18 protein-coding genes are annotated in these 21,925 nt (G+C 55.8%); 11 read left to right on the top strand and 7 right to left on the bottom strand.

Annotation, left to right across the window (positions count from 1 at the left end; all coding sequences use genetic code 11):
• The first annotated feature begins 3 nt into the window (after positions 1 to 3).
• A complete protein-coding gene (sirB1, locus tag WB237_RS04040) occupies positions 4 to 813 on the top strand; it encodes an invasion regulator SirB1 (RefSeq protein ID WP_114976996.1) in 810 nt (269 codons plus the stop codon).
• 36 nt (positions 814 to 849) lie between these two features.
• Positions 850 to 1,704 carry a 3-deoxy-8-phosphooctulonate synthase gene (gene kdsA / locus WB237_RS04045; RefSeq protein WP_114976997.1) on the top strand — a complete coding sequence of 285 codons (855 nt, stop codon included), beginning with the start codon at positions 850 to 852 and terminating at the stop codon, positions 1,702 to 1,704.
• Positions 1,705 to 1,752: 48 nt separating this feature from the next.
• Here kdsA and chaA read toward each other — a convergent pair whose 3' ends face one another.
• Complete coding sequence (gene chaA / locus WB237_RS04050; RefSeq protein ID WP_008499517.1) at positions 1,753 to 2,853, bottom strand: sodium-potassium/proton antiporter ChaA; 1,101 nt, start codon at positions 2,851 to 2,853, stop codon at positions 1,753 to 1,755.
• Positions 2,854 to 3,123: 270 nt separating this feature from the next.
• Between chaA and chaB the strand changes: the two genes are divergently transcribed.
• Both chaB and WB237_RS04060 read left to right on the top strand, forming a co-directional pair.
• The gene (gene chaB, locus WB237_RS04055) at positions 3,124 to 3,354 is read left to right on the top strand and encodes a putative cation transport regulator ChaB (protein ID WP_336210557.1); all 231 of its coding nucleotides are present in this window, start codon (positions 3,124 to 3,126) and stop codon (positions 3,352 to 3,354) included.
• Between the two features lie 177 nt (positions 3,355 to 3,531).
• Positions 3,532 to 4,227: a gamma-glutamylcyclotransferase gene (locus WB237_RS04060; protein ID WP_336210560.1), complete on the top strand. Its 696-nt coding sequence runs from the start codon at positions 3,532 to 3,534 to the stop codon at positions 4,225 to 4,227.
• A gap of 30 nt (positions 4,228 to 4,257) precedes the next feature.
• Here WB237_RS04060 and WB237_RS04065 read toward each other — a convergent pair whose 3' ends face one another.
• The 3 genes from WB237_RS04065 to WB237_RS04075 all read right to left on the bottom strand — a co-directional run bounded on the left by WB237_RS04065 (position 4,258) and on the right by WB237_RS04075 (position 6,953).
• Positions 4,258 to 4,497: a DUF1883 domain-containing protein gene (locus WB237_RS04065; RefSeq protein WP_010432930.1), complete on the bottom strand. Its 240-nt coding sequence runs from the start codon at positions 4,495 to 4,497 to the stop codon at positions 4,258 to 4,260.
• A 211-nt stretch (positions 4,498 to 4,708) separates the two neighbouring features.
• Positions 4,709 to 6,493: a methyl-accepting chemotaxis protein gene (locus WB237_RS04070; RefSeq protein ID WP_336210562.1), complete on the bottom strand. Its 1,785-nt coding sequence runs from the start codon at positions 6,491 to 6,493 to the stop codon at positions 4,709 to 4,711.
• Between the two features lie 106 nt (positions 6,494 to 6,599).
• A complete protein-coding gene (locus WB237_RS04075) occupies positions 6,600 to 6,953 on the bottom strand; it encodes a DsrE/DsrF/TusD sulfur relay family protein (RefSeq protein ID WP_236921438.1) in 354 nt (117 codons plus the stop codon).
• Positions 6,954 to 7,025: 72 nt separating this feature from the next.
• Between WB237_RS04075 and nasR the strand changes: the two genes are divergently transcribed.
• Positions 7,026 to 8,210: a nitrate regulatory protein NasR gene (gene nasR / locus WB237_RS04080; protein WP_336210565.1), complete on the top strand. Its 1,185-nt coding sequence runs from the start codon at positions 7,026 to 7,028 to the stop codon at positions 8,208 to 8,210.
• 20 nt (positions 8,211 to 8,230) lie between these two features.
• On the opposite strand, the gene WB237_RS04085 is transcribed toward nasR, so the two are convergent.
• Positions 8,231 to 8,440, bottom strand: a complete 210-nt coding sequence (locus WB237_RS04085) for a ferredoxin (RefSeq protein ID WP_336210567.1) — start codon at positions 8,438 to 8,440, stop codon at positions 8,231 to 8,233.
• Here WB237_RS04085 and WB237_RS04090 point away from each other — a divergent pair.
• The 6 genes from WB237_RS04090 to WB237_RS04115 all read left to right on the top strand — a co-directional run bounded on the left by WB237_RS04090 (position 8,439) and on the right by WB237_RS04115 (position 19,404).
• Positions 8,439 to 9,686 carry a CmpA/NrtA family ABC transporter substrate-binding protein gene (locus WB237_RS04090; RefSeq protein WP_336210570.1) on the top strand — a complete coding sequence of 416 codons (1,248 nt, stop codon included), beginning with the start codon at positions 8,439 to 8,441 and terminating at the stop codon, positions 9,684 to 9,686. The genes WB237_RS04085 and WB237_RS04090 overlap by 2 nt on opposite strands.
• Positions 9,687 to 9,688: 2 nt before the next feature.
• Positions 9,689 to 10,567, top strand: a complete 879-nt coding sequence (gene ntrB / locus WB237_RS04095) for a nitrate ABC transporter permease (protein ID WP_336210574.1) — start codon at positions 9,689 to 9,691, stop codon at positions 10,565 to 10,567.
• Positions 10,568 to 10,576: 9 nt separating this feature from the next.
• On the top strand, positions 10,577 to 11,365 hold the full coding sequence (locus WB237_RS04100; RefSeq protein ID WP_336210577.1) for an ABC transporter ATP-binding protein: 789 nt from the start codon (positions 10,577 to 10,579) through the stop codon (positions 11,363 to 11,365).
• Positions 11,366 to 11,378: 13 nt separating this feature from the next.
• Positions 11,379 to 15,365, top strand: a complete 3,987-nt coding sequence (gene nirB / locus WB237_RS04105) for a nitrite reductase large subunit NirB (protein WP_336210581.1) — start codon at positions 11,379 to 11,381, stop codon at positions 15,363 to 15,365.
• Complete coding sequence (locus WB237_RS04110) at positions 15,362 to 17,851, top strand: nitrate reductase (protein ID WP_336210583.1); 2,490 nt, start codon at positions 15,362 to 15,364, stop codon at positions 17,849 to 17,851. The genes nirB and WB237_RS04110 overlap by 4 nt, the downstream gene beginning before the upstream one ends.
• Positions 17,852 to 17,997: 146 nt before the next feature.
• Positions 17,998 to 19,404 (top strand): YchO/YchP family invasin, encoded by a 1,407-nt coding sequence (locus tag WB237_RS04115; protein WP_336210587.1) that lies wholly within the window; start codon positions 17,998 to 18,000, stop codon positions 19,402 to 19,404.
• A gap of 3 nt (positions 19,405 to 19,407) precedes the next feature.
• Here WB237_RS04115 and narL read toward each other — a convergent pair whose 3' ends face one another.
• Positions 19,408 to 20,058, bottom strand: coding sequence for a two-component system response regulator NarL (gene narL, locus WB237_RS04120; RefSeq protein WP_028018756.1), 651 nt, complete (start codon positions 20,056 to 20,058; stop codon positions 19,408 to 19,410).
• Positions 20,051 to 21,847 (bottom strand): nitrate/nitrite two-component system sensor histidine kinase NarX, encoded by a 1,797-nt coding sequence (narX, locus tag WB237_RS04125; protein WP_336210591.1) that lies wholly within the window; start codon positions 21,845 to 21,847, stop codon positions 20,051 to 20,053. The genes narL and narX overlap by 8 nt, the downstream gene beginning before the upstream one ends.
• Between the last annotated feature and the right edge of the window lie 78 nt (positions 21,848 to 21,925).

The following is a 21,925-nucleotide window of genomic DNA, read 5'->3' on the forward strand; positions in this document are numbered from 1 at the left end:
GTCATGAAGTCCTTAGCCGATTTCGAATTTAATAAAGTGCCGCTTTGCGATGGCATGATCCTGATTTCGGAGATGATCCGTGACGATTTTACGTCGCAGTATGTCTACGATGAGCTGGAGAATCTGGTCAGCCTGGCGCGTGAAGAGATCAATCAGGCACGCCCGCAAGACTGGCAATTAGAAAAGTTGATTGAGCTTTTCTACGGCGAGTGGGGTTTCTGCGACACGCGTGGCGTGTATCGCCTGTCTGACGCATTATGGCTGGACCAGGTCTTAAAGAATCGTCAGGGCAGCGCCGTTGCGCTGGGCTCTATTTTGCTGTGGGTCGCACACCGTCTGGATATTCCACTGGTGCCGGTCATTTTCCCGACGCAGATGATCCTGCGTGCCGAGTGGCTGGATGGTGAGATGTGGCTCATTAATCCGTTTAATGGCGACACGCTGGATGAACATACGCTGGACGTCTGGCTGAAAGGCAATATCAGCCCGGTAGCCGAGCTCTTTAACGAAGATCTCGACGAGGCGGATAACTCAGAAGTGATCCGCAAGCTGCTGGATACGCTGAAATCAGCACTGATGGAAGAGCGTCAGATGGAACTGGCTTTGCGTGCCAGTGAAGTGCTGCTGCAGTTTAATCCGGAAGATCCGTATGAAATTCGCGACCGTGGGCTTATTTATGCTCAGCTCGATTGCGAACACGTCGCACTGAATGATTTGAGTTATTTCGTGGAACAATGTCCGGAAGATCCGATTAGCGAAATGATTCGCGCGCAGATCAACGCGATCTCGCACAAACAAATTACACTGCATTAATCTTAACTCCGATTCACACCTGAATAAGGCGATCCTATGAAACAAAAAGTGGTTAGCATTGGTGATATCAACGTGGCAAACGACCTGCCGTTCGTGCTGTTTGGCGGTATGAACGTGCTGGAATCCCGCGATCTCGCTATGCGTATCTGCGAACACTACGTGACTGTGACCCAGAAACTGGGTATCCCGTACGTGTTTAAAGCCTCTTTTGATAAAGCCAACCGCTCCTCTATCAACTCTTACCGTGGCCCGGGCCTGGAGGAGGGGATGAAAATTTTCCAGGAGCTGAAACAGACCTTTGGCGTGAAAGTGATCACCGACGTGCATGAAGCCTCTCAGGCGCAGCCTGTGGCGGACGTGGTAGATGTTATCCAGTTGCCGGCATTCCTGGCTCGCCAGACCGACCTGGTTGCCGCGATGGCGAAAACCGGTGCGGTTATCAACGTGAAAAAACCACAGTTCGTGAGCCCAGGTCAGATGGGTAACATCGTCGATAAGTTTATTGAAGGTGGCAACGACAAAGTTATTCTGTGCGACCGTGGTTCAAACTTCGGTTACGACAACCTCGTTGTGGATATGCTGGGCTTCAGCGTGATGAAGAACGTCTCTAATCAGTCTCCGGTGATCTTCGACGTGACGCACGCACTGCAGTGCCGCGATCCGTTTGGTGCTGCGTCTGGTGGCCGCCGTGCCCAGGTTACCGAGCTGGCGCGCGCCGGTATGGCAACCGGCCTGGCAGGTCTGTTTATTGAAGCGCACCCGGATCCGGCTAACGCAAAATGCGATGGTCCATCCGCGCTGCCGCTGGATAAACTGGAGCCGTTCCTGAAACAGATCAAAGCGATTGACGATCTGGTGAAGAGCTTCGAAGAGCTGGATACCAGCAACTAATAAAAAAACCCGCTTCGGCGGGTTTTTTTATGGGGCATGGTAAAAAGGCTACGCAAAAATCGTCATCAAATAGGCGACAAACAGTGCCATATGCGCCGCACCGTTTAACACATTGGTGCGTCCGGTCGAGAACGAAATCTGACACAATAACAGTGATGCCACCATCACGATCATCTCTGGCGCACCCAGCGCAAACTGCAGCTCGTTACCCGTCATAAACGCAATCAACGTCACCACCGGTACGGTAAGCGAAATCGTTGCCAGCACGGAGCCGAAGAACAGGTTCATCGCACGCTGCACTTGATTATTCAGTACCGCTTTCAGCGCGCCCAGCCCCTCAGGGGACAGAATCAACAGCGCAACCAGGAAGCCGGTAAATGCCACTGGTGCGTTCAACTCGGTTAACAGTGTCTCCAGCGGATTGGCGTTCATCTTGGTGACCGCGATAACCGCAATCAGATGCACGATCAGCCAAACCGTGTGCCACGCGCTGCTGTGGGCCGACGGTTTACCGTGATGCGGGTCGTCATCGTCGCTGTCGTCTTCATGCTCATACACAAACAGACTCTGGTGCGTTTTGGTCTGAATCAGCAGGAATACGCCGTACATGGCCGCAGAAATCAGCGCAACCAACAATGCCTGGCCGGTGGAGAAGTTCGCGCCCGGCAGCGCCATCGGGAACACCAGCACGATAATCGCCAGCGGGAAGAGGGCAATCAGGTACTGTTTAATGCCGAACAGGTTCATATACTGGGTCGCGAATTTACGACCACCCAGTAACAACGAGAAGCCCACCAGACCGCCCGTCACAATCATAATGATTGAGTAGAGCGTATCGCGCATCAGCGTCGGTGCGGCATCACCGGTCGCCATCAGCGCGGAAATCAGGCTAACTTCGAGAATAACAACGGAAAGACTAAGAATTAACGATCCGTACGGCTCACCCAGACGATGGGCCAATACGTCCGCATGGCGAACGACGCTAAAGGCACTGGTTAAAATACCAACCAGAGCAAGAATATTGATACCGACCACCACTGGCAGTGACTGGCTACTTCCCCAGAAGAGCAGCACAGCCAGTGCCAGAACCGGGAAAATGAGTGACGTCTCCTTGTGGCGGGTTTTTACCGCCTCGTGTGTTGCTGTCATGTGCTTCTCCATCAATGCAGGTGCTTGTAATTATAGATAGATTTTTGAGGCCATTAAATTAACAGATATCTGTTAAATACCCTTTATTTTTTACTTATTTTTACCCTTTGTGCTAAGTTTTCTCTTTGCTGCATATAATATGCAGTCTTCATTAAATATATTATAAATATCATTGCATTATAAATGTAATTCCTTCAGGAATATTTACAGACTGGCACCATGCCATATCGTCGTCCACACTTATCTCTTTAACCAAAAGAGAGGTTAGCGATGCCTTATAAAACGAAACGCGAATTACCTGATAACGTGCAAAACGTGCTGCCCGCACATGCGCAGGATATCTACAAAGAAGCGTTTAATAGCGCCTGGGAACAATACAAAGATAAAGAAGATCGCCGGGATAATGCGAGCCGTGAAGAGACGGCGCACAAAGTCGCCTGGGCCGCAGTAAAACATGAATATGAGAAAGGAGGTGACGATAAATGGCATAAAAAGAAATAGCCGTGAAATTATTCGCTGCCTTCATTTTGACTTTTCAGGCGGTTGAACTTCCGTTGTATTGCAACTGGTCCGCTAATTGCTTATCGTTATTTAACTGCTGGCAAAATGACCAGCACATAATGCCGGGAAGGCGAATTACAGATGTCGCAAGGAAGCATGCAGTGGCGGAGGTGTAAAGTGTTAACGCGTGATTTCTTAATGAAGGCAGATTGTAAGACGGCATTTGGTGCTATTGAGGAATCGCTTCTCTGGTCGGCTGAACAACGTGCGGCATCACTCGCTGCTACGCTTGCCTGCCGCCCGGATGATGGCCCGGTATGGATTTTTGGCTACGGCTCTCTGATGTGGAACCCGGCTCTGGAATTTGTCGAATCGGCAACGGGAACGCTGCCGGGCTGGCACCGCGCATTTTGCCTGCGTCTGACGGCCGGGCGTGGCAGCGCGTGTCAACCTGGGCGCATGCTTGCACTGAAAGAGGGCGGACGCACCACGGGCGTGGCATATCGTCTCCCGGACGCCACGCTGGAAGAGGAGCTCACGCTGCTCTGGAAGCGCGAGATGATTACCGGCTGCTATATGCCAAGCTGGTGCAAACTGGAACTCGATGACGGACGCACCGTTAATGCGCTGGTCTTTATTATGGATCCTCGCCATCCGTTGTATGAAGCGGACACCCGTACGCAGGTTATTGCCCCGCTGATTGCCGCCGCCAGTGGCCCGCTGGGTACTAACGCGCAGTATCTCTTCTCTCTCGATGACGAGCTGACCCGCCTCGGTATGAAGGACGACTGTCTGAACGAACTGGTGGTGAAGGTGAAGGCACTTCTGGAAGGGAACCCGCTTAGCAGCTCGCTGCGACCGGGTTTTGCCTGAGAATACGCCCGGCTTGCCGGGCGTTTAATGTTATGCTGCTACGTAGCTGACAGAATGCTCCAGTGACTGACTGTGGCTGTCAATCAGAACATCCCATGTGCCGGTATAAGGTACCGTAAGCCAGGCTTTATCATCCTGCACGGTCAGAATATCTGCCTGCGATTGTTTTTGTGCTTTCGAACTCATCAGATGAATACGGCAACGCTCTGAGCAACGAACCACTACCGTATCCCCGCCAAACAGTTTCAAACTTGTTTTTACCAGTGCCATTTTTTACCCCGTAGTCTTAAACAACGCTCTCCCTGCAGCCATATCCGAGCGTGATGTTGTTCACAATTCACTCATTGCATAACACCAAAGGGGAGGGTTCGGGATGCTGATTTTGATCAAAAAATGGCATAACGATTAAACAAAAATGACAAAATCCCTAAAAATTTCAGCTGGCGCGCGTTTTACCCGCTAAACGCGCGCCGGAAGAAAATTAAATGCGGAAATGTCCGGCGGTTTCAGCAAGGTCACCCGCCTGGCTCTGCAGGGCACCCGCGGCGGCGGCGGATTGCACGACCAGCTCGGCGTTCTGCTGTACCATCCTGTCGAGATGGGTCACCGCATGGTTGATCTCATGGATACCTTTCATCTGCTCGCTGGTGGCGATGGAGATTTCACGCATGATGCCCGAAACGCTGCTGATGCTGGAACGAATCTCATTCATGCTTTCCCCTGCCAGATGCACGTAACGGGAGCCCGTTGCCACGCTGTCAGTGGTGGAATCGATAAGCGATTTGATCTCTTTCGCCGCCTGGGCGCTACGGCTTGCCAGGTTACGTACTTCGCCTGCCACCACGGCAAACCCACGGCCTTGTTCCCCGGCTCGTGCTGCTTCCACCGAGGCGTTCAACGCCAGAATATTGGTCTGGAAGGCAATGCCGTCAATCACGCTGGTGATATCGCCAATTTTTGCGGAAGCCACTTCGATGGACTGCATGGTACTGATTGCCTGAGATACCACCTCTCCACCACGTGCCGCTGCCGCTGAGGCTTTGCTCGCCTGGTCGTTCGCTTCTGCTGCGGACTCATTCGATTGGGTCACGGAGGCGGTGATCTGCTCCACGGCACTGGCGGTCTCGCGCAGGCTGGACGCCGCCTGCTCGGTGCGTCCGGAAAGATCCTGGTTACCTGCCGCAATTTCCTGTGCGGCATTTTTCACCGATGCGCTGGCATCACGGAGCTGTACCATGACGACGGAGAGTTTATCGCTGAAGGCGTTAAATGCCTGCGCAATCTGCGCGACTTCGTCTTCACCATTATCTGGCAGGCGCTGCGACAGATCGTTGGTCCCGTTGGCAATGTTGTGCATCGCGTCGCGGATGTCGGACAGTCGCTTCAGCAGACGGGCAATCAGGAAGTGAACAATAGCGGCGCTCAGCAGAGCCAGGATCACCAGCGAGATAGCCGACGCTTTAAGCAGGGAACGCATGCCGGATGTTGCATCGCCATTGTCGAGGGCGACGACTAACATCCAGTTAGTGCCTGGTACGGCCGTCGCAACAAAGGTTTTTTCTTTGTCATCGAACGTGCCGTCAACCGGATTACCGCTTTTCAGCGCCGCAAAGTCGATGCCCTTGATCGTCTCGGCAAACGGTTTAAGCGTCAGAGCCGGATCATTGGCGGCAATCACGGTGCCATCACTGGTCAGGAGTAATCCACTACTTGCCGGGGTTGGATGGATCCCGCGCACGTTAGCGACCACGCTATCCATGGCGACATCGCCTGCCACGACGGCTTTCAGGGTGCCATTTTCTTTTACCGGCACGGCAAACGTCACCACCAGTTTCCCGGTACCGGCATCAACGTAAGGTGCGGTGACGACCGGGGCATCCTGACTTACCACCTGCTGATACCAGGGACGAATGGTCGGGTCATAATCCGCGGGGACACCCGCAGGTTCAGAGAATTTGGCTGTCTTGCTGGCATAACCAACATAGACGTTGGTGAATCCCCCCGCCTGCGCAAGCTGTTTGAACACCGGAACCGGATCGTCACTCAGCGCCACGGTCTGAGCGGAGGCGATCACCGTCATTTTGCTTTTTACCCAGTCGGCAATCGCCATGTTATGGCTGGCGCTGGTACTGGTCAGGATATCGCGTTGTGACTGCTGGTTATCCTGACGTGTGACCTGGAAGTTAATAACGGTATTAAGGAGAAGGGCGACGACCAGACAGCCTGCCGTCGCGACGATGATGCGTGCACGAATGGATCTGAACATAAGTGAAATACCTGCTGTGTTGTTTCCATGCCTATCGGCAATCTCGCAGGTAAACTTGATGCTGAAACCGCGTCCATAAGAAAATAATATTTTTACGGATTTATTATCAAAAAGTTAATACTTTATCTGCGCGCAGAGTCCATTCGGCCAGTTCGACCAGCGTACCAATTTCTACGCCATCAATTAGCGGCAGCCCGGTAATGCCACGCCCGTCGGTGCAGGTCTTGCACAGTTTTACCGGCACATTTTGCGCGGTGAGGATCTCCAGCATTTGCTGGATGTTGTAGCCTTCTGCGGGTTTCTGCCCCTTTAGCCCGGCAGTGACCGCGTCTGACATTAAAAAGAGCCGTAACTCCAGTTCGCTCTCTTTATCGCGGAGTGCGATAGCCAGACGCAGGCTGTTAAAAAGGGATTCGCTGCCGTAAGCCGCACCGTTGGCGATGATCACTATCTTCTGCATGTTAACTCCTGTTCATAAAAAGGCACGAATATTGCTTAGATTCCCGAGGTTTGTTGTCCGGGGAGAGTAAGCATGACATTAATGGCTGGCAGTTCGCCAGGTGCAACCGAATGGCTCCAGCGCGCACGAGCGATGCGCCGGGAGCAGCTCAGCAAGCTGGCACAGCTGGGGGTGCTGGTGCATGGTATTAGCCACCTAGTGCACATGCTCCAGTGCGAGCGCGGGGCATCCAATGTCTGGCTCTGCTCACAGGGTAAGCTCTACGCGCCAGAATGCAAAGCCAGCCGGGCGCTGGTGGATGAATACCTTGCTGCACTTTATGGCATTCTTGAAAAACAATCTCCGATCCCGGGAAGTGCCGTCTGCGAACGTATCGGTGGGGCCCTGCGAAGTCTGGATACGCTTTCCGTCCTGCGTGATGCTGTTGTCCAGCAAACCATTACGGCGCCGCAGGCGATGGAACATTACTGCCGCATGCTTCGCCATCTGCTCTGTATCGTGCCGCAACTTAATGACAGCATTGACGATCCGCAAATCGCAGGCCGTTTTGTTGCTCTTTATAGCCTGATGCAGGGCAAAGAGCTGGCGGGACAAGAGCGGGCCCTGGGGGCTATTGGCTTTACACAGGGTTTTTTCGATGATGTGACCCGCCAGAGACTGGTTGACCGTATCGACGGACAACAGGCCTGTTTTGACATTTTTCTCTCACACAGCCACGCGGACGTACAGACAACCTTTTCCCTGAACTGCCAGCCCGATCGCGAAACAGAGCAACTGAGGCGCGTGGCCTGTACCCGCCAGCCTGCTGCAGACAACGGTCATACTGCACTGACCTGGTTTGCTCTGCAAACTGCACGCCTTGAACATCTTCGCGCGCTGGAGGAGATAATCATCGCTGACCTGATAGTCGCAGTGGACGAACGTATCCATCATGACGATGACTATGCATTGCCTGCCGATGAGCAGGACGATCTGCTGGCGCATTACCCGGATAAACCGCTGCTGACTTTGGTTCGCCAGCAGGCTCGCGAGATAGAACAACTCTCCCGTCAGCTCGCGTCGCTGCGCGATACGCTTGAAGAACGTAAAACCATTGATAAAGCGAAAAGCGTACTGATGACCCACCAGAATATGAGTGAAGAGCAGGCCTGGACGGCGCTGCGCAAAATGGCGATGGACAAGAACCAACGCATGGTGGATATCGCCCGCGCGCTGCTCACGGTGAAGAGTTTGTGGCAGGTAACACCAAAGGAGTAGTTGCACAATCAGTGGGCATTTTATGCCTGATTGAGGTGCGTGAACATGAGGAGATCCTGCTCATCACCGCGAAAATCAGGCATTAAAACCTGGCATTCACTTTGCATTACTTGATTAACCATTTTTGACGATGCGCCAACGGCGGTGCATCCGTCTTCGGGATAAAGGCGTCCAACGGTGCTTCGGCACTGTCGGGCGCTTTTTTTTGGTTTTTTTTCAGGAGTGGTCATGGCGGATTTGTCGAGACGGCGGTTTTTGCAGGCCAGCATGCTGGCGAGTGGGGCGATGCTGTTACCGGGTGTCATGCAGGGTGCATGGGCGGCGGGTTCGGATAAACCGGAGCAGGAAACAGTGCGCATTGGGTTTATCCCGCTGACTGACTGTGCTCCGGTGGTTATCGCGGCCCTGAAAGGCTTTGATAAAAAATACGGCATCACCATTGTCCCCACCAAGGAAGCGAGCTGGGCAGCGGTGCGCGACAAACTGGTCGCGGGAGAACTGGATGCTGCACACATTCTGTATGGCCTGCTGTACGGGCTGGAATTGGGGATCGCCGGAAAGCCACAGCAAATGGCGAACCTGATGACGCTTAATCAGAACGGACAGGCCATTACGCTTTCCAGCGATCTGGCCGACAAGGGCGTGCGTGATCTTGACGGATTGAAAAAACACATCGGGAAGCAGGCTCCGGGGACGTACACCTTCGCGCACACTTTCCCGACCGGGACCCACGCCATGTGGCTCTACTATTGGCTGGCCAGTGCAGGCATTCATCCGTTCGACGATGTCCGTACCGTGGTCGTACCGCCACCGCAAATGGTGATGAATATGCGCATTGGCAACATGGTCGGCTTTTGCGTCGGTGAGCCGTGGAATGCGCGGGCCATCAACGACCGCATCGGTTTTACCGCCGCAACGTCGCAGTCGATCTGGGCCGATCACCCCGAAAAAATCCTCGGCACGCGCCGGGACTGGGTTGAGAAAAACCCCAATACCGCCCGTGCGCTGGTGAGTGCCGTACTGGAGGCTTCTCGCTGGATAGGCGCCTCACCGGAAAACAAACGTGAAACCGCGCAGATCCTCTCGCGTCGGGCCTGGCTTAACACCAAAGAGCAGTACCTCACCGGGAGAATGCTCGGCGAATACGACAACGGCATTGGCAAGCGTTGGCAGGATGCCAACCCACTCCGCTTCTTCAATGACGGGGCGGTCAGCTATCCGTATCTGTCAGACGGTATGTGGTTCTTAACCCAGTTCCGCCGTTGGGGATTACTCAAAACCGCACCGGACTACGCGGCCATTGCCGCACGCATTAATCAGACCTCGGTCTGGCAGGACGCCGCCACGGCCGTGGGCGGGATCTCTGCACCATCATCACCTGTTCGCAGCAGCACCCTGATGGACGGCACCGTCTGGAACGGTACCGACCCGGAAGGTTACGCCAACCGCTTCGCTATTCACCGTAAAGGGGCTTGATTATGCAGCATCTGCAAAAGACGAAATCACAAGCGATACCGGAGAGCGGGGAAGTGATTACTCTGCCTCCGGTGCAGGTTCGCCGCCGTCCACCGTCATTTTCCCGGCGGATCAACGGCCTTTTACAGCGCCTCATCCCGGCACTACTCGGGCTGGGGCTACTGGTGGTGCTCTGGCAACTGGCTGCGATTAACAGTAAGGGGTTCCCGACACCGCTCAGCACGCTGGATTCAGCAATCACGCTGTTTGCCGATCCGTTTTACCGTGACGGGCCTAACGATATGGGCATCGGCTGGAACGTACTCGCGTCTTTGCAGCGCGTGGCGGTGGGCTTTAGCCTCGCGGCGCTGGCGGGTATTCCGCTGGGCTTCCTGATCGGTCGTTTCACCTTTTTCTCGCGCATGTTTACGCCGCTGATTGCACTGTTGCGCCCGGTCAGCCCGCTGGCGTGGCTGCCAATCGGTCTGCTGTTGTTCCAGAAAGCCGAGCCTGCATCGAGCTGGACCATTTTTATCTGCTCCATCTGGCCGATGGTGATTAACACTGCCGAAGGCGTGCGCCGTATTCCCCAGGACTACCTCAACGTCGCCCGAGTGCTGCAACTTTCCGAGTGGACCATCATGCGCCGCATTCTCTTCCCGGCCGTGCTGCCCGCTGTGTTGACCGGGGTACGCCTTTCTATCGGCATTGCCTGGCTGGTGATTGTCGCCGCCGAGATGCTGACCGGAGGCTTAGGGATTGGCTTCTGGATCTGGAACGAGTGGAACAACCTCAACGTTGAAAACATTCTCATCGCCATTGTCATCATTGGCGTGGTCGGGTTGCTGCTGGAGCAGGGGTTGATGCTGATCGCCCGTCGCTTTAGCTGGCAGGAAAAATAAGGAGCGAAGATGAAACCTTTAATTCAGGTCCAGGCTGTTAGTCAGCGTTTTTCCACCGCCAGCGGTGAGTTTCTGGCGCTGCAAAACGTCTCTTTTGATATTCACGAAGGCGAAACCGTGAGCCTGATTGGTCACTCCGGTTGCGGTAAATCGACGCTGCTGAATCTTATCGCCGGGATCACGTTGCCCACCGAAGGCGGGTTGATCTGTGATAACCGGGAGATTGCCGGGCCAGGGCCGGAGCGTGCGGTTGTCTTCCAGAACCATTCCCTGCTGCCGTGGTTGACCTGTTTCGACAACGTCGCGCTGGCAGTGGATCAAATGTTTCGTCGCACCATGAGCAAGGCCGAGCGCAAAGAGTGGATTGAGCACAACCTTGATCGCGTGCAGATGGGGCACGCCCTGCATAAACGACCGGGGGAAATTTCCGGCGGTATGAAACAGCGCGTGGGTATCGCCCGGGCGCTGGCGATGAAACCCAAAGTCTTGCTGATGGATGAACCGTTCGGCGCACTGGATGCGCTCACCCGGGCCCATCTGCAGGATTCAGTGATGCAGATCCAGCAGGCACTCAACACCACCATTGTGCTCATCACGCATGACGTGGACGAAGCCGTGCTGCTTTCAGACCGGGTATTGATGATGACTAACGGCCCGGCGGCCACCGTCGGTGAAATCTTGCACGTTGATCTGCCGCGTCCGCGCAATCGGGTTCACCTGGCTGACGACAGTCGCTATCACCATATGCGTCAGCAGATCCTGCATTTCCTCTATGAAAAGCAGCCCAAAGCGGCGTGAAGGAGCGGCGACGATGCGACTGATCATTATCGGCAATGGGATGGCAGCAACGCGGCTGATTGCCTCGCTGACTGAGCGTGCGCCAGGTCGTTTCGCTATCACCGTATTTGGCGATGAGCCAGAGCATGCCTATAACCGCATCCAGCTTTCGCCGGTGCTGGGTGGTGAAAAAACGGCTGCGGGTATCTGTCTTCAGGATGACGACTGGTACCAGCAGCGCGGCGTGACGGTGCTGCGGAACGAAAAGGCGATCGCCGTGAACGTCGACACGCGGGAAGTGCAAACTGCCGCCCGCACGCTGGGTTGGGATGCGCTGGTGTTTGCCACCGGATCAACGCCCTTTGTTCCGCCAATCCCCGGCGGCGATGCACCGTATGTGTTCACGTTCCGTACCCTGGCAGATACCCGGGCTATTCAGGCGATCGCTGGCCCGGCGGTGGTACTGGGGGGCGGCGTACTCGGGGTTGAGACGGCGGCAGCACTGGCACGTAAAGGTGACAACGTCACTCTTGTTCATCGCGGTCCGTGGCTGATGGAGCAGCAGTTGGATCGGCAGGCGGGAATGCTGCTGGAAGAGGCGCTGGCGGCGCGGGGTGTGCGTTGTGAGCTTACCTCCGGCATCGCAGCGATAAGCGGAAATAGCGTGACGTTGCTCAACGGGCGCAGCATCGCCGCCACGCGCGTGGTACTGGCAACCGGCGTACAGCCCAACATCGCGCTGGCGCAGGCCAGCGGCATTCGCTGCAAGCGCGGCATCGTGGTGGATCACCAGATGCAAACCTCTGAGCTGAACGTCTACGCCATTGGCGAGTGTTGTGAAATTGACGGTCAGACGTTTGGCCTGGTCGCCCCCTGTCTGGCGCAGGCGGATATGCTTGCCGCCCGACTGACCGGCGACGTCACCGCGCCATTTGCCCGGACCGACAACGGCATGCGCCTCAAGGTGACCGGCGTGGAGCTGTTCAGCCTTGGTCGTGCGGCGGAGCAGGAGGGCGATGTCGTCTGGAGCGCATGGGATCCGCTGTCCCGTCACTATCGACGTTTACTGATCCATCAGGGGGCGCTGGCTGGTGTGCTGCTGATGGGCGACTGCCGCAGCGCGGCAATATTTACCGATTTACTGGCAACGGCGGCTCCTGCTCACGCGGACTGGCTGTTCGAACGATTCACTACGCAGCCACAGGTTGCAGGACGGAATGTTATGACAAAACCTACTCTGGGAGTAGTTGGACACGGTATGGTCGGCCACCATTTTCTCGAAGAATGTGTTAACCGCAATTTACACCAGCAATACCAGATTATCGTCTTTGGGGAAGAGCGCTATGCCGCCTACGACCGGGTGCATCTGTCCGAGTATTTTGGCGGGCGTAGCGCAGAGTCGCTCTCACTGGTGGCAGGGGATTTTTTTGCTGAACACGGTATTGAGCTGCGTCTGTCCCGGCAAATTGTCGATATCGACCGGGACGCGCATGTGGTTCGTACCGCCAGCGGACACGAAACCCACTGGGACAAACTGGTTCTGGCAACGGGTTCGTATCCGTTTGTCCCGCCGGTGCCGGGCAACACGCTGCCGGGTTGCTTTGTTTACCGTACCCTTGATGATCTGGACAACATTGCGGCCCATGCGGCGGGTTCGCGCCGCGGTGTGGTGATTGGTGGAGGCCTGCTGGGGCTGGAGGCGGCGAATGCCCTTAAACAGCTCGGGCTGGAAACCCACGTGGTGGAGTTTGCGCCGAATCTGATGGCGGTACAGCTCGACAACGACGGTGCGGCAATGCTGCGTAAAAAAATTGAAGCGCTCGGCGTAGGTGTCCATACCAGTAAAGCAACCACCGAAATTGCGCCGACAGATACCGGGATGGTATTGCGCTTCGCCGACGGTGAACAGCTGGAAACCGATATGGTGGTCTTTTCTGCCGGGATCCGCCCGCAGGATGCACTGGCTCGCAGCAGTGGGCTAACCATTGGCGAACGCGGCGGGATTTGCATTGATACCCACTGTCAGACCTCCGACAAAGACGTGTTTGCGATTGGGGAATGTGCCCTGTGGGAAGGGAAAATTTTCGGTCTGGTGGCTCCTGGATATCAGATGGCGCGCATTGCGGCGGCGACGCTGGCGGGGGAGGAAAAATCATTTACCGGGGCTGATATGAGCACCAAACTGAAACTGCTTGGCGTGGATGTGGCATCGTTTGGCGATGCGCATGGCCGGACGCCGGGTGCGTTGAGCTATCAGTGGACGCACGGTCCGCAGCAGGTCTACAAAAAAATCGTGGTCAGCCATGACAGCAAAACGCTGTTAGGTGGCGTGCTGGTGGGCGATGCCAGCGAATACTCCACGCTGGTGCAGATGATGCTCAACGGGATAGTCCTGCCGAAAGAGCCAGAGACGTTGATTTTACCCACCGTGGCGGGCAGTGCGCCGAAAGCACTCGGCGTGGCGGCGCTGCCGGAAAGTGCGCAGATATGCTCCTGTCATAACGTCAGCAAAGGCGATATCTGCCAGGCTGTGAACGCCGGTGCGACGGATATCGGGGCCATCAAGCAGTGCACGAAAGCGGCGACCGGCTGCGGCGGCTGTAGTGCGCTGGTCAAACAGGTGATGGAGTACCAGCTTGCTGAGCAGGGGGTGGAGGTGAAAAAGGATATCTGCGAACACTTCCCGTACTCGCGCCAGGAGATTTACCACCTGGTACGTGTTAACCATATTCACACGTTCGATCAGCTGATTGGCCGTTACGGACAAGGTCACGGGTGTGAAATCTGTAAGCCGCTGGTGGGCTCTGTACTGGCGTCCTGCTGGAACGAATATCTGCTGAAACCGGCGCATCTGCCACTGCAGGATACCAATGACCGTTATTTTGCCAACATTCAAAAAGATGGAACTTACTCCATCGTACCGCGGATGCCGGCAGGAGAAGTGACCGCTGACGGGCTGATCGCCATCGGCCAGATTGCCAAACGTTATCAGTTGTACAGCAAAATTACTGGCGGGCAACGTATTGACCTGTTTGGCGCTACGCTCGAGCAGTTGCCGGAGATCTGGCAGGCGCTGGTGAATGCTGGATTTGAAACCGGGCATGCCTACGGCAAATCACTGCGCACGGTGAAATCCTGCGTCGGGTCAACCTGGTGTCGTTACGGCGTGCAGGATTCCACCAGGCTCGCGGTGAAACTGGAGCACCGTTACAAAGGCCTGCGCGCGCCGCACAAAATCAAAATGGCGGTGTCTGGCTGTACCCGTGAGTGCGCCGAGGCGCAGAGCAAAGATGTTGGGGTGATTGCTACCGACAAAGGCTGGAACCTCTATCTGTGCGGTAACGGCGGCATGAAACCGCGCCATGCAGATCTCTTTGCCAGCGATCTGGACGATGAAACGCTGATTCGCACGGTTGATCGTTTCCTGATGTTTTATATCCGTACGGCGGACCGTTTGCAGCGTACCAGCACCTGGATGGACAACCTGGAGGGCGGTCTCGACTATCTGCGTGAGGTGATCCTCAATGACAGCCTGGGCATTGCCCACGAGCTGGAGCAGGAGATGGCCCGTGTTGTGGAGACCTACCAGTGCGAATGGCAAACCACGCTTAACGATCCAAACCGTCTGGCGCTGTTCCGCACCGCAGTGAACGACGCCGCAGAGGATCAAAGCAAACGCTGGCAGGAAATTTGTGGTATCGACGATATCCCTGATCAGGCAGGTATTGGTGCGCGTCTGGGACGCAAAGCGATCGCGCTGTTCCGCTTTGGTCAGTCTGTTTACGCCCTCGACGATCTGGAGCCAGGCAGCAGTGCAAATGTGCTTTCACGCGGCATTCTGGGGGATGCGGCGGGTGAGCCTGTAGTCGTCTCTCCACTCTATAAACACCGCATTCGTCTGCGTGATGGGTGCCAGGTTGATAACGGCGAACCAGCGGTTCGTGCTTGGCCGGTGAAAATTGAAAACGGCAAGGTATGGGTCGGGAATGATGCGCTGCTTTTACGTGCGGAGGCCTCATGAATGAAACCCGAACAACGTGTCCGTACTGCGGGGTAGGCTGTGGCGTAATCGCCAGGGTCGAAGGCGAAAAGGTCACCGTGCATGGGGATGACAACCATCCCGCCAATTTTGGCCGCCTGTGCGTGAAAGGTTCGGCATTAGGTGAAACCACAGGGCTGCAGGGGCGGCTGCTTCGCCCGGAGGTTGACGGCCAGGTGGTGCTCTGGTCGCAAGCGTTAAGCACGGCAGGCGAGCGGTTGCGGGCGATCATCGACACCTGGGGGCCACAGGCGGTGGCGTTTTACGCGTCGGGTCAATTGCTTACCGAGGACTATTATGTCGCCAACAAGCTGATGAAAGGGTTTATCGGCGCGGCCAATATTGATACCAACTCCCGACTCTGCATGTCGTCGGCGGTGACGGGCTACAAACGCGCGTTTGGTGAGGATGTGGTTCCGTGCAGCTACGAGGATGTGGAAAACAGCGATCTGGTGGTATTGGTCGGGTCGAACGCCGCATGGACGCATCCGGTGTTGTATCAACGGTTAGTACATGCGCGACGCAACAATCCTGAGTTGAAAGTGGTGGTGATTGATCCGCGCAAAACAGCCACCTGTGATATTGCGGATTTACACCTGGCACTCGCACCCGGCAGTGATGCCGGGTTGTTTGTCGGTTTACTCAATGTTATTCAGGGAACTGACGCATGGCCAATTACCCGTGTAGCGGAGTTCTGCGGTCTCTCGACAGAGGATACAGGGCGCTTTTACGACTGGTTTGTAACTGCTCCGCGGGCTATCACGCTTTACACCATGGGGATCAACCAGTCCTCCAGCGGCAGCGACAAATGCAATGCCATCATTAATGTCCATCTCGCCAGCGGGAAGTTTGCCCGTCCGGGCTGCGGTCCGTTTTCGTTGACCGGGCAGCCCAATGCGATGGGCGGGCGGGAAGTCGGTGGGCTGGCAAATCAACTGGCGGCACACATGAATTTCGAGCCGGACGATCTTTCGCGTGTGGCGCGTTTCTGGGGAACGGAAAGGCTGGCGCAGACGCCGGGCCTGATGGCAGTAGAGTTATTTGACGCCATCGCCCGGGGAGAGGTGAAGGCGGTCTGGATCATGGGCACGAATCCTGCCGTCTCTCTGCCGGACTGCCATGCGGTGTGTCAGGCGCTGGCAAACTGCCCACTGGTAATGGTGTCTGAAGTGATGCAGGAAACGGATACCAGTCGGTTTGCCCATATTCGTTTCCCTGCTCTGGGATGGGGAGAGAAAGACGGTACGGTGACCAATTCCGAGCGTCGTATCTCGCGCCAGCGCGCGTTTCTTCCTGCGCCGGGTGAGGCAAAGCCGGACTGGTGGATAATTTCTCAGGTCGCGAAACGGTTAGGTTACGGGTCAGCGTTTTCCTGGGAACATCCTCAGGCGATCTTTTGCGAACATGCTGCGCTCTCTGCCTTTGAGAATAACGGCGCGCGGGCGTTTAATTTGCACGAACTTGCGGCGCTAAGCCGAGACGAGTGGGATCGAATGGAGCCTTATCAGTGGTCTGCGGGGCTGTTTTCGCAACGAAATGTTGTACCCGTCGATCCCCTGTCGCATGGCGCGACGGTAAGCCCTCTTTACCCGTTGATTCTCAACACCGGACGTATCCGCGATCAATGGCACACCATGACCAGAACGGGGTATGTACCCAGACTGATACAGCATATTGCCGAGCCCTTTGTTGAGGTTTGCGCCGCAGATGCCATTCGATTTTCACTGTGTGACGGGCAGTTGGCACGAATCAGTTCACCGCGTGGGGTGATGGTTGCCAGGGTGCTGATAAAAGACGGAATTCGGGAAGGTGAGGTGTTTGCACCGATGCACTGGAATAACCAGTTTGCCCGTCAGGGAAAGGTTAACGTGCTGGTGGAAGGGCGTTGCGATCCGGTCTCGGGTCAGCCAGAGAGTAAACAAACCGCTGTCAGGATCATGCCCTGGCGACCACAGTGGCAGGGGGAGCTTTATGCCCGTGATCTGCCGGTGCTGCCGTCTTACGTCTACTGGTGGCGTAAAGCCACACGGTTGACCGTGGCTGGGGATAACCCTCTGCTGGAATGGGTGATGGCACACTGCACCGGGCAAGGATGGCAACTGCAGGTCGCCCAAACCAGTGAGCGCAGCAGCGTGCTGGCCTGGCATAACGGCAAACTCATGCTTGGGTTCTGGGAAGGTACCGCATTGCCGGTGCTGTCACACCCGGTGATTGAGGCCGCTTTTCAGTCGCCGCCCGAGCAACCAGCAGCGCGCCATGCATTGCTGAACGGGGAGGGTGTGGGGAAGACTGTCGATCCGGGACGCATTATCTGCAGCTGTTTCTGCGTCGGGGAAAATGCGATACGGGAGGCCATTGTCGGAGGGTGTAGCTCTGTCGCAGAGTTGGGGGTGAAACTACGGTGTGGCACCAACTGCGGCTCCTGCGTGCCGGAGCTGAAAGGGCTGTTTGGGATGTCAGGGGTATGAATTTGTAAGTCGGGTAAGGCGAAACCGCCACCCGACAATCAGGTTCAGGATAATCCTGAAATTTGCGCTAAGACTGCATTTCATAACTTATCGCGTTAACATTAAAAGCGTTGCCTTATAAACACAGGTTCTTATTTACGACGTTGATGGCTGTATCGTCCTGCATTCGCTTTCTGTTATTACTCCCCCTTCTTACGGTGGGAGCCGTTCACGGTGCCCCGAATTCCTTTATGCATCAGGCAGAAAATCCCTTTGATAACAACGGGGATAGTTTGCCCGATCTCGGTATGGCACCCCCAACTGGCGAGGGAGAAAAACACCTGGCCGAAATGGCAAAAGCGTTTGGTGAAGCCAGTATGACCGATAACGGTCTGACCACGGGCGAGCAGGCGCGCCAGTTTGCGTTTGGTCAGGTACGTGATGCGGTGAGTGGGGAAGTGAACCAGCAGATTGAATCCTGGCTCTCCCCGTGGGGTAACGCCAGCGTCAATTTATTGGTGGATGACGACGGTAAATTTAACGGCAGCAGCGGGAGCTGGTTTATCCCCTGGAATGATAACAACCGTTACCTGAGCTGGAGCCAGCTTGGCGTGACGCAGCAGACGGATGGCCTGGTCAGTAACGCCGGGGTAGGTCAGCGCTGGATCGCCGGCAAGTGGTTGCTGGGCTACAACACGTTTTACGATAACCTGCTGGATGAAAACCTGCAGCGTGCCGGGCTGGGCGCGGAAGCGTGGGGCGAAAATCTGCGTTTGTCTGCTAATTACTATCAGCCGTTTGCCAGCTGGCGTGACAGCTCGGACGTTCAGGAGCAGCGCATGGCGCGTGGGTATGATGTCACCGCCAAAGCCTGGTTGCCGTGGTTCCATCATCTGAACACCAGCGTTAGCTTCGAGCAATACTTTGGCGATAACGTCGACCTGTTCAATACCGGAACCGGCTATCACAACCCTGTCGCGGTAAATCTGGGGCTCAACTATACCCCTGTTCCGCTGGTCACGTTGACGGCCGCTCATAAGCAGGGAGAGAGTGGCGTCAGTCAAAATAATCTCGGACTGAAGCTTAACTATCGCTTCGGCGTACCGCTTATAAAGCAGATCTCTGCCGGAGAAGTCGCCGCCACGCGCTCCCTGCGCGGGAGCCGCTATGACTCGCCGGAGCGGGACAACCTGCCTGTTATGGAGTTCCGCCAGCGCAAAACGTTATCAGTGTATCTGGCGACGCCACCGTGGGATCTGAAAGGGGGCGAAACCGTGATGCTGAAGCTACAAATTCGCAGCACGCATGGTATTCGTCAGATCCACTGGCAGGGCGATACCCAGGCATTGAGCCTGACATCACCGGCGAACAGCAACAGCGGCGATGGCTGGAGTGTGATTATGCCTGCCCGGGATAGCCGGGAAGGGGCAACTAACCGCTGGCACTTGTCGGCAGTGGTAGAAGATGAGAAAGGCCAGCGCGTCTCTTCCAATGAGATCACGCTTATCGTGGTGCAACCGCTGGTCGCATTACCCAACGATGACCCGCGCTGGAGGCTGCTGCCGGATGAGTAATGCTTAAAAAATCCGTTCCTGATGTACCCACACAGCGGCTTCAACGCGGGATTTTAACTTCATTTTCTTCAGCATGTGCTTCACATGTACTTTGACTGTGCTTTCGGTGATATCCAGGCGGCGGGCAATCATCTTGTTTGGCAGACCCTGAGCAATCAGCTTGAGAATGTCGCGCTCGCGTGGCGTTAACTGACTGACGTCGCGATCGGAGGTGGCGCGGTTGGCGCGCAGGCTGGCGGCCAGTACCGGCGTTAATGCTTCGCTCAGCACCATCTCACCCGCTGCGGCCTGTTGCAGCGCTTTAAGCAGATCTTCCGGCTCCATATCTTTCAGCAGATAGCCATCCGCGCCACGCTTCAGTGCTGTGACCACATCTTCTTCATGGTTCGACACGCTAAAAACCACCACGCGACCGGAAAGGGATTTTTCCCGCAGCTTGTCGAGGGTTTCCAGACCGTTCATTCCGGGCATATTGAGATCAAGCAGGATCAGATCGGGATCAAGCGCTTCGGCAAGCTCAATGCCTTGTTCACCGTTGCTGGCTTCGCCTACGACGGTGATATCGGGTGCCATGCTGACCAGCTGTTTCACGCCAGTACGCAGCATCGGATGGTCGTCGATCAACAGAATTGATGCCGGTTCCTGATTAGTCATGGGTTTCTCCTTGAGCAGTTGTGAGCGGTTTCTCGGGAATAAAGGTGACAACAACTTCCGTGCCACCTGTCTCTCTCCGGCGAACCTGGCAATCACCGCGCAGGCTTTGGGCGCGGTCTCGCATGATGATTAAACCATAGTGGTTAGTTCGTTCGGCATTTTCCGGCACGCCGCGGCCGTTATCATGAACCGTGAGCCTGACCTGATTAGCGTGCTGGCTGACGGTGACGGTTACCGCCGTTGCGCCAGAATGTTTGAGCACGTTACTCAACGCTTCACGGGCGATCTGCAGTAAATGAATGGCCTGATGCGACGGGACAAACCGTGGCGGTAACTGGTAATCCAGTTTCACCGGGAACCCCAATCGGGCGCTAAATTCTTGACAGCTGGATTCCAGTGCGGGGCGCAGGCCTGGTTCAGTGAGCTGCAGACGGAAAGTGGTCAGCAGTTCACGAAGTTGCACCCAGGAGGTATTCAGCTCGTTGCGGATCTGGCTCAGCAGCTGTTTATTACTTTCCGGCATCTCCGTATCCTGCATTTGCAGGCAGCTCACCTGCATTTTCATACAGGAGAGAGACTGGGCGATGGAGTCGTGAAGCTCGCGGGCGATCGTTGCGCGCTCTTCCATGACGATCAACTGCTGCTGTTTTTCCTGATGACGGTCGAGTGCCAGTGTGGCCGTCAACTGTTCAACCAGCGTATCAACCAGCTGTTGCTGGTCGTGGCTGAGGTGACGACCGGCCGGCAGGGTTGCCAGCAGAATACCGTACTGGGTGTGGTTGTCCGTCAACCGCCACTTCAGCGTGGTGCCACTCGACGTCAACGGCGGCAAGCCGCGAGGACAAAGATGGCAACCTTTGTCATCACAGGACATATCGGACTGGCAGGTAAACTCCTGATGGTTTTCTTCGTCTTCCACATCGTAGACCCGCAGCTCCAGGTCGTGAAGCAGGGTCAGATTTTGCAGGCCATTCAGTACCGGCGAGAGACGCTCGCAGAGCGGTACCTGCATATGCAGACGACGGTTGGCTTGCCACAGGAAGGAGAGCATCTCGTTTTTCTGCTCCAGCCCGGCCGTTTTTTCCTGAACACGCTGTTCCAGCACAGCGTAGCTTTCGGAGAGTTCTGCTGACATGGTATTCAGGGCCTGGCCGAGCATCGCCATCTCATTGCGACCGCTGATATGGGTACGTTGAGTAAAATCTCTTGCGGTGACCGCGCGGGCCATCGCCAGCAACTGTTTCCAGGGATTCAGCAGCCGTGCACGGAGCCAGACAATCGTGAAGATGAGTAATAGCCCCATACACAGCGCCATTGCACGGTGCATCATCACTACCCGGTCAATACGCAATTCGGTGGTTTGGTCAAACGCGGAGACCAGGGCATCAATGCGAGATACGAAACCCGCAACGTCCTGCGCAACAGCCTCTGGACCACGCGCCTGTTTCAGCCCCGGCTGCAGTTGGGTATGCCAGTAGCCCTGGAGTGCTTTAAGCTGAGATTGCTGACCGGCGCGAATGGCGGCGTTTTCCAGTTCCGGGCTGAACGCCGTGCGTTCCATTTCATCGATGAGGGGCTGTTCGCCCTGCGTCAGAGGAACCGATGCCAGCAGACGGTAACTCTGCATACGTAGCGAGCCTGCCTCATTGATGGCATGCGCGTTACCCTGTACTCCCTGTACCAGCCAGCCGGAGATCGCCATGCCCGTCACACCGAGGGCGGTGGACAGCAAAACGATCAGCGCGACCTGATTCACGAGTGTCAGCGGAGATAAACATCTTTTTAACATAGAGTTGCCGTGCTCCTGACGTGGCCTGCTTGCAGGAATGGCGCTATTCTGGTGCATACCCTGGAGTATACCCATACC

This window comes from Enterobacter sp. P82, from assembly GCF_037053385.1.
Lineage (GTDB): Bacteria > Pseudomonadota > Gammaproteobacteria > Enterobacterales > Enterobacteriaceae > Enterobacter.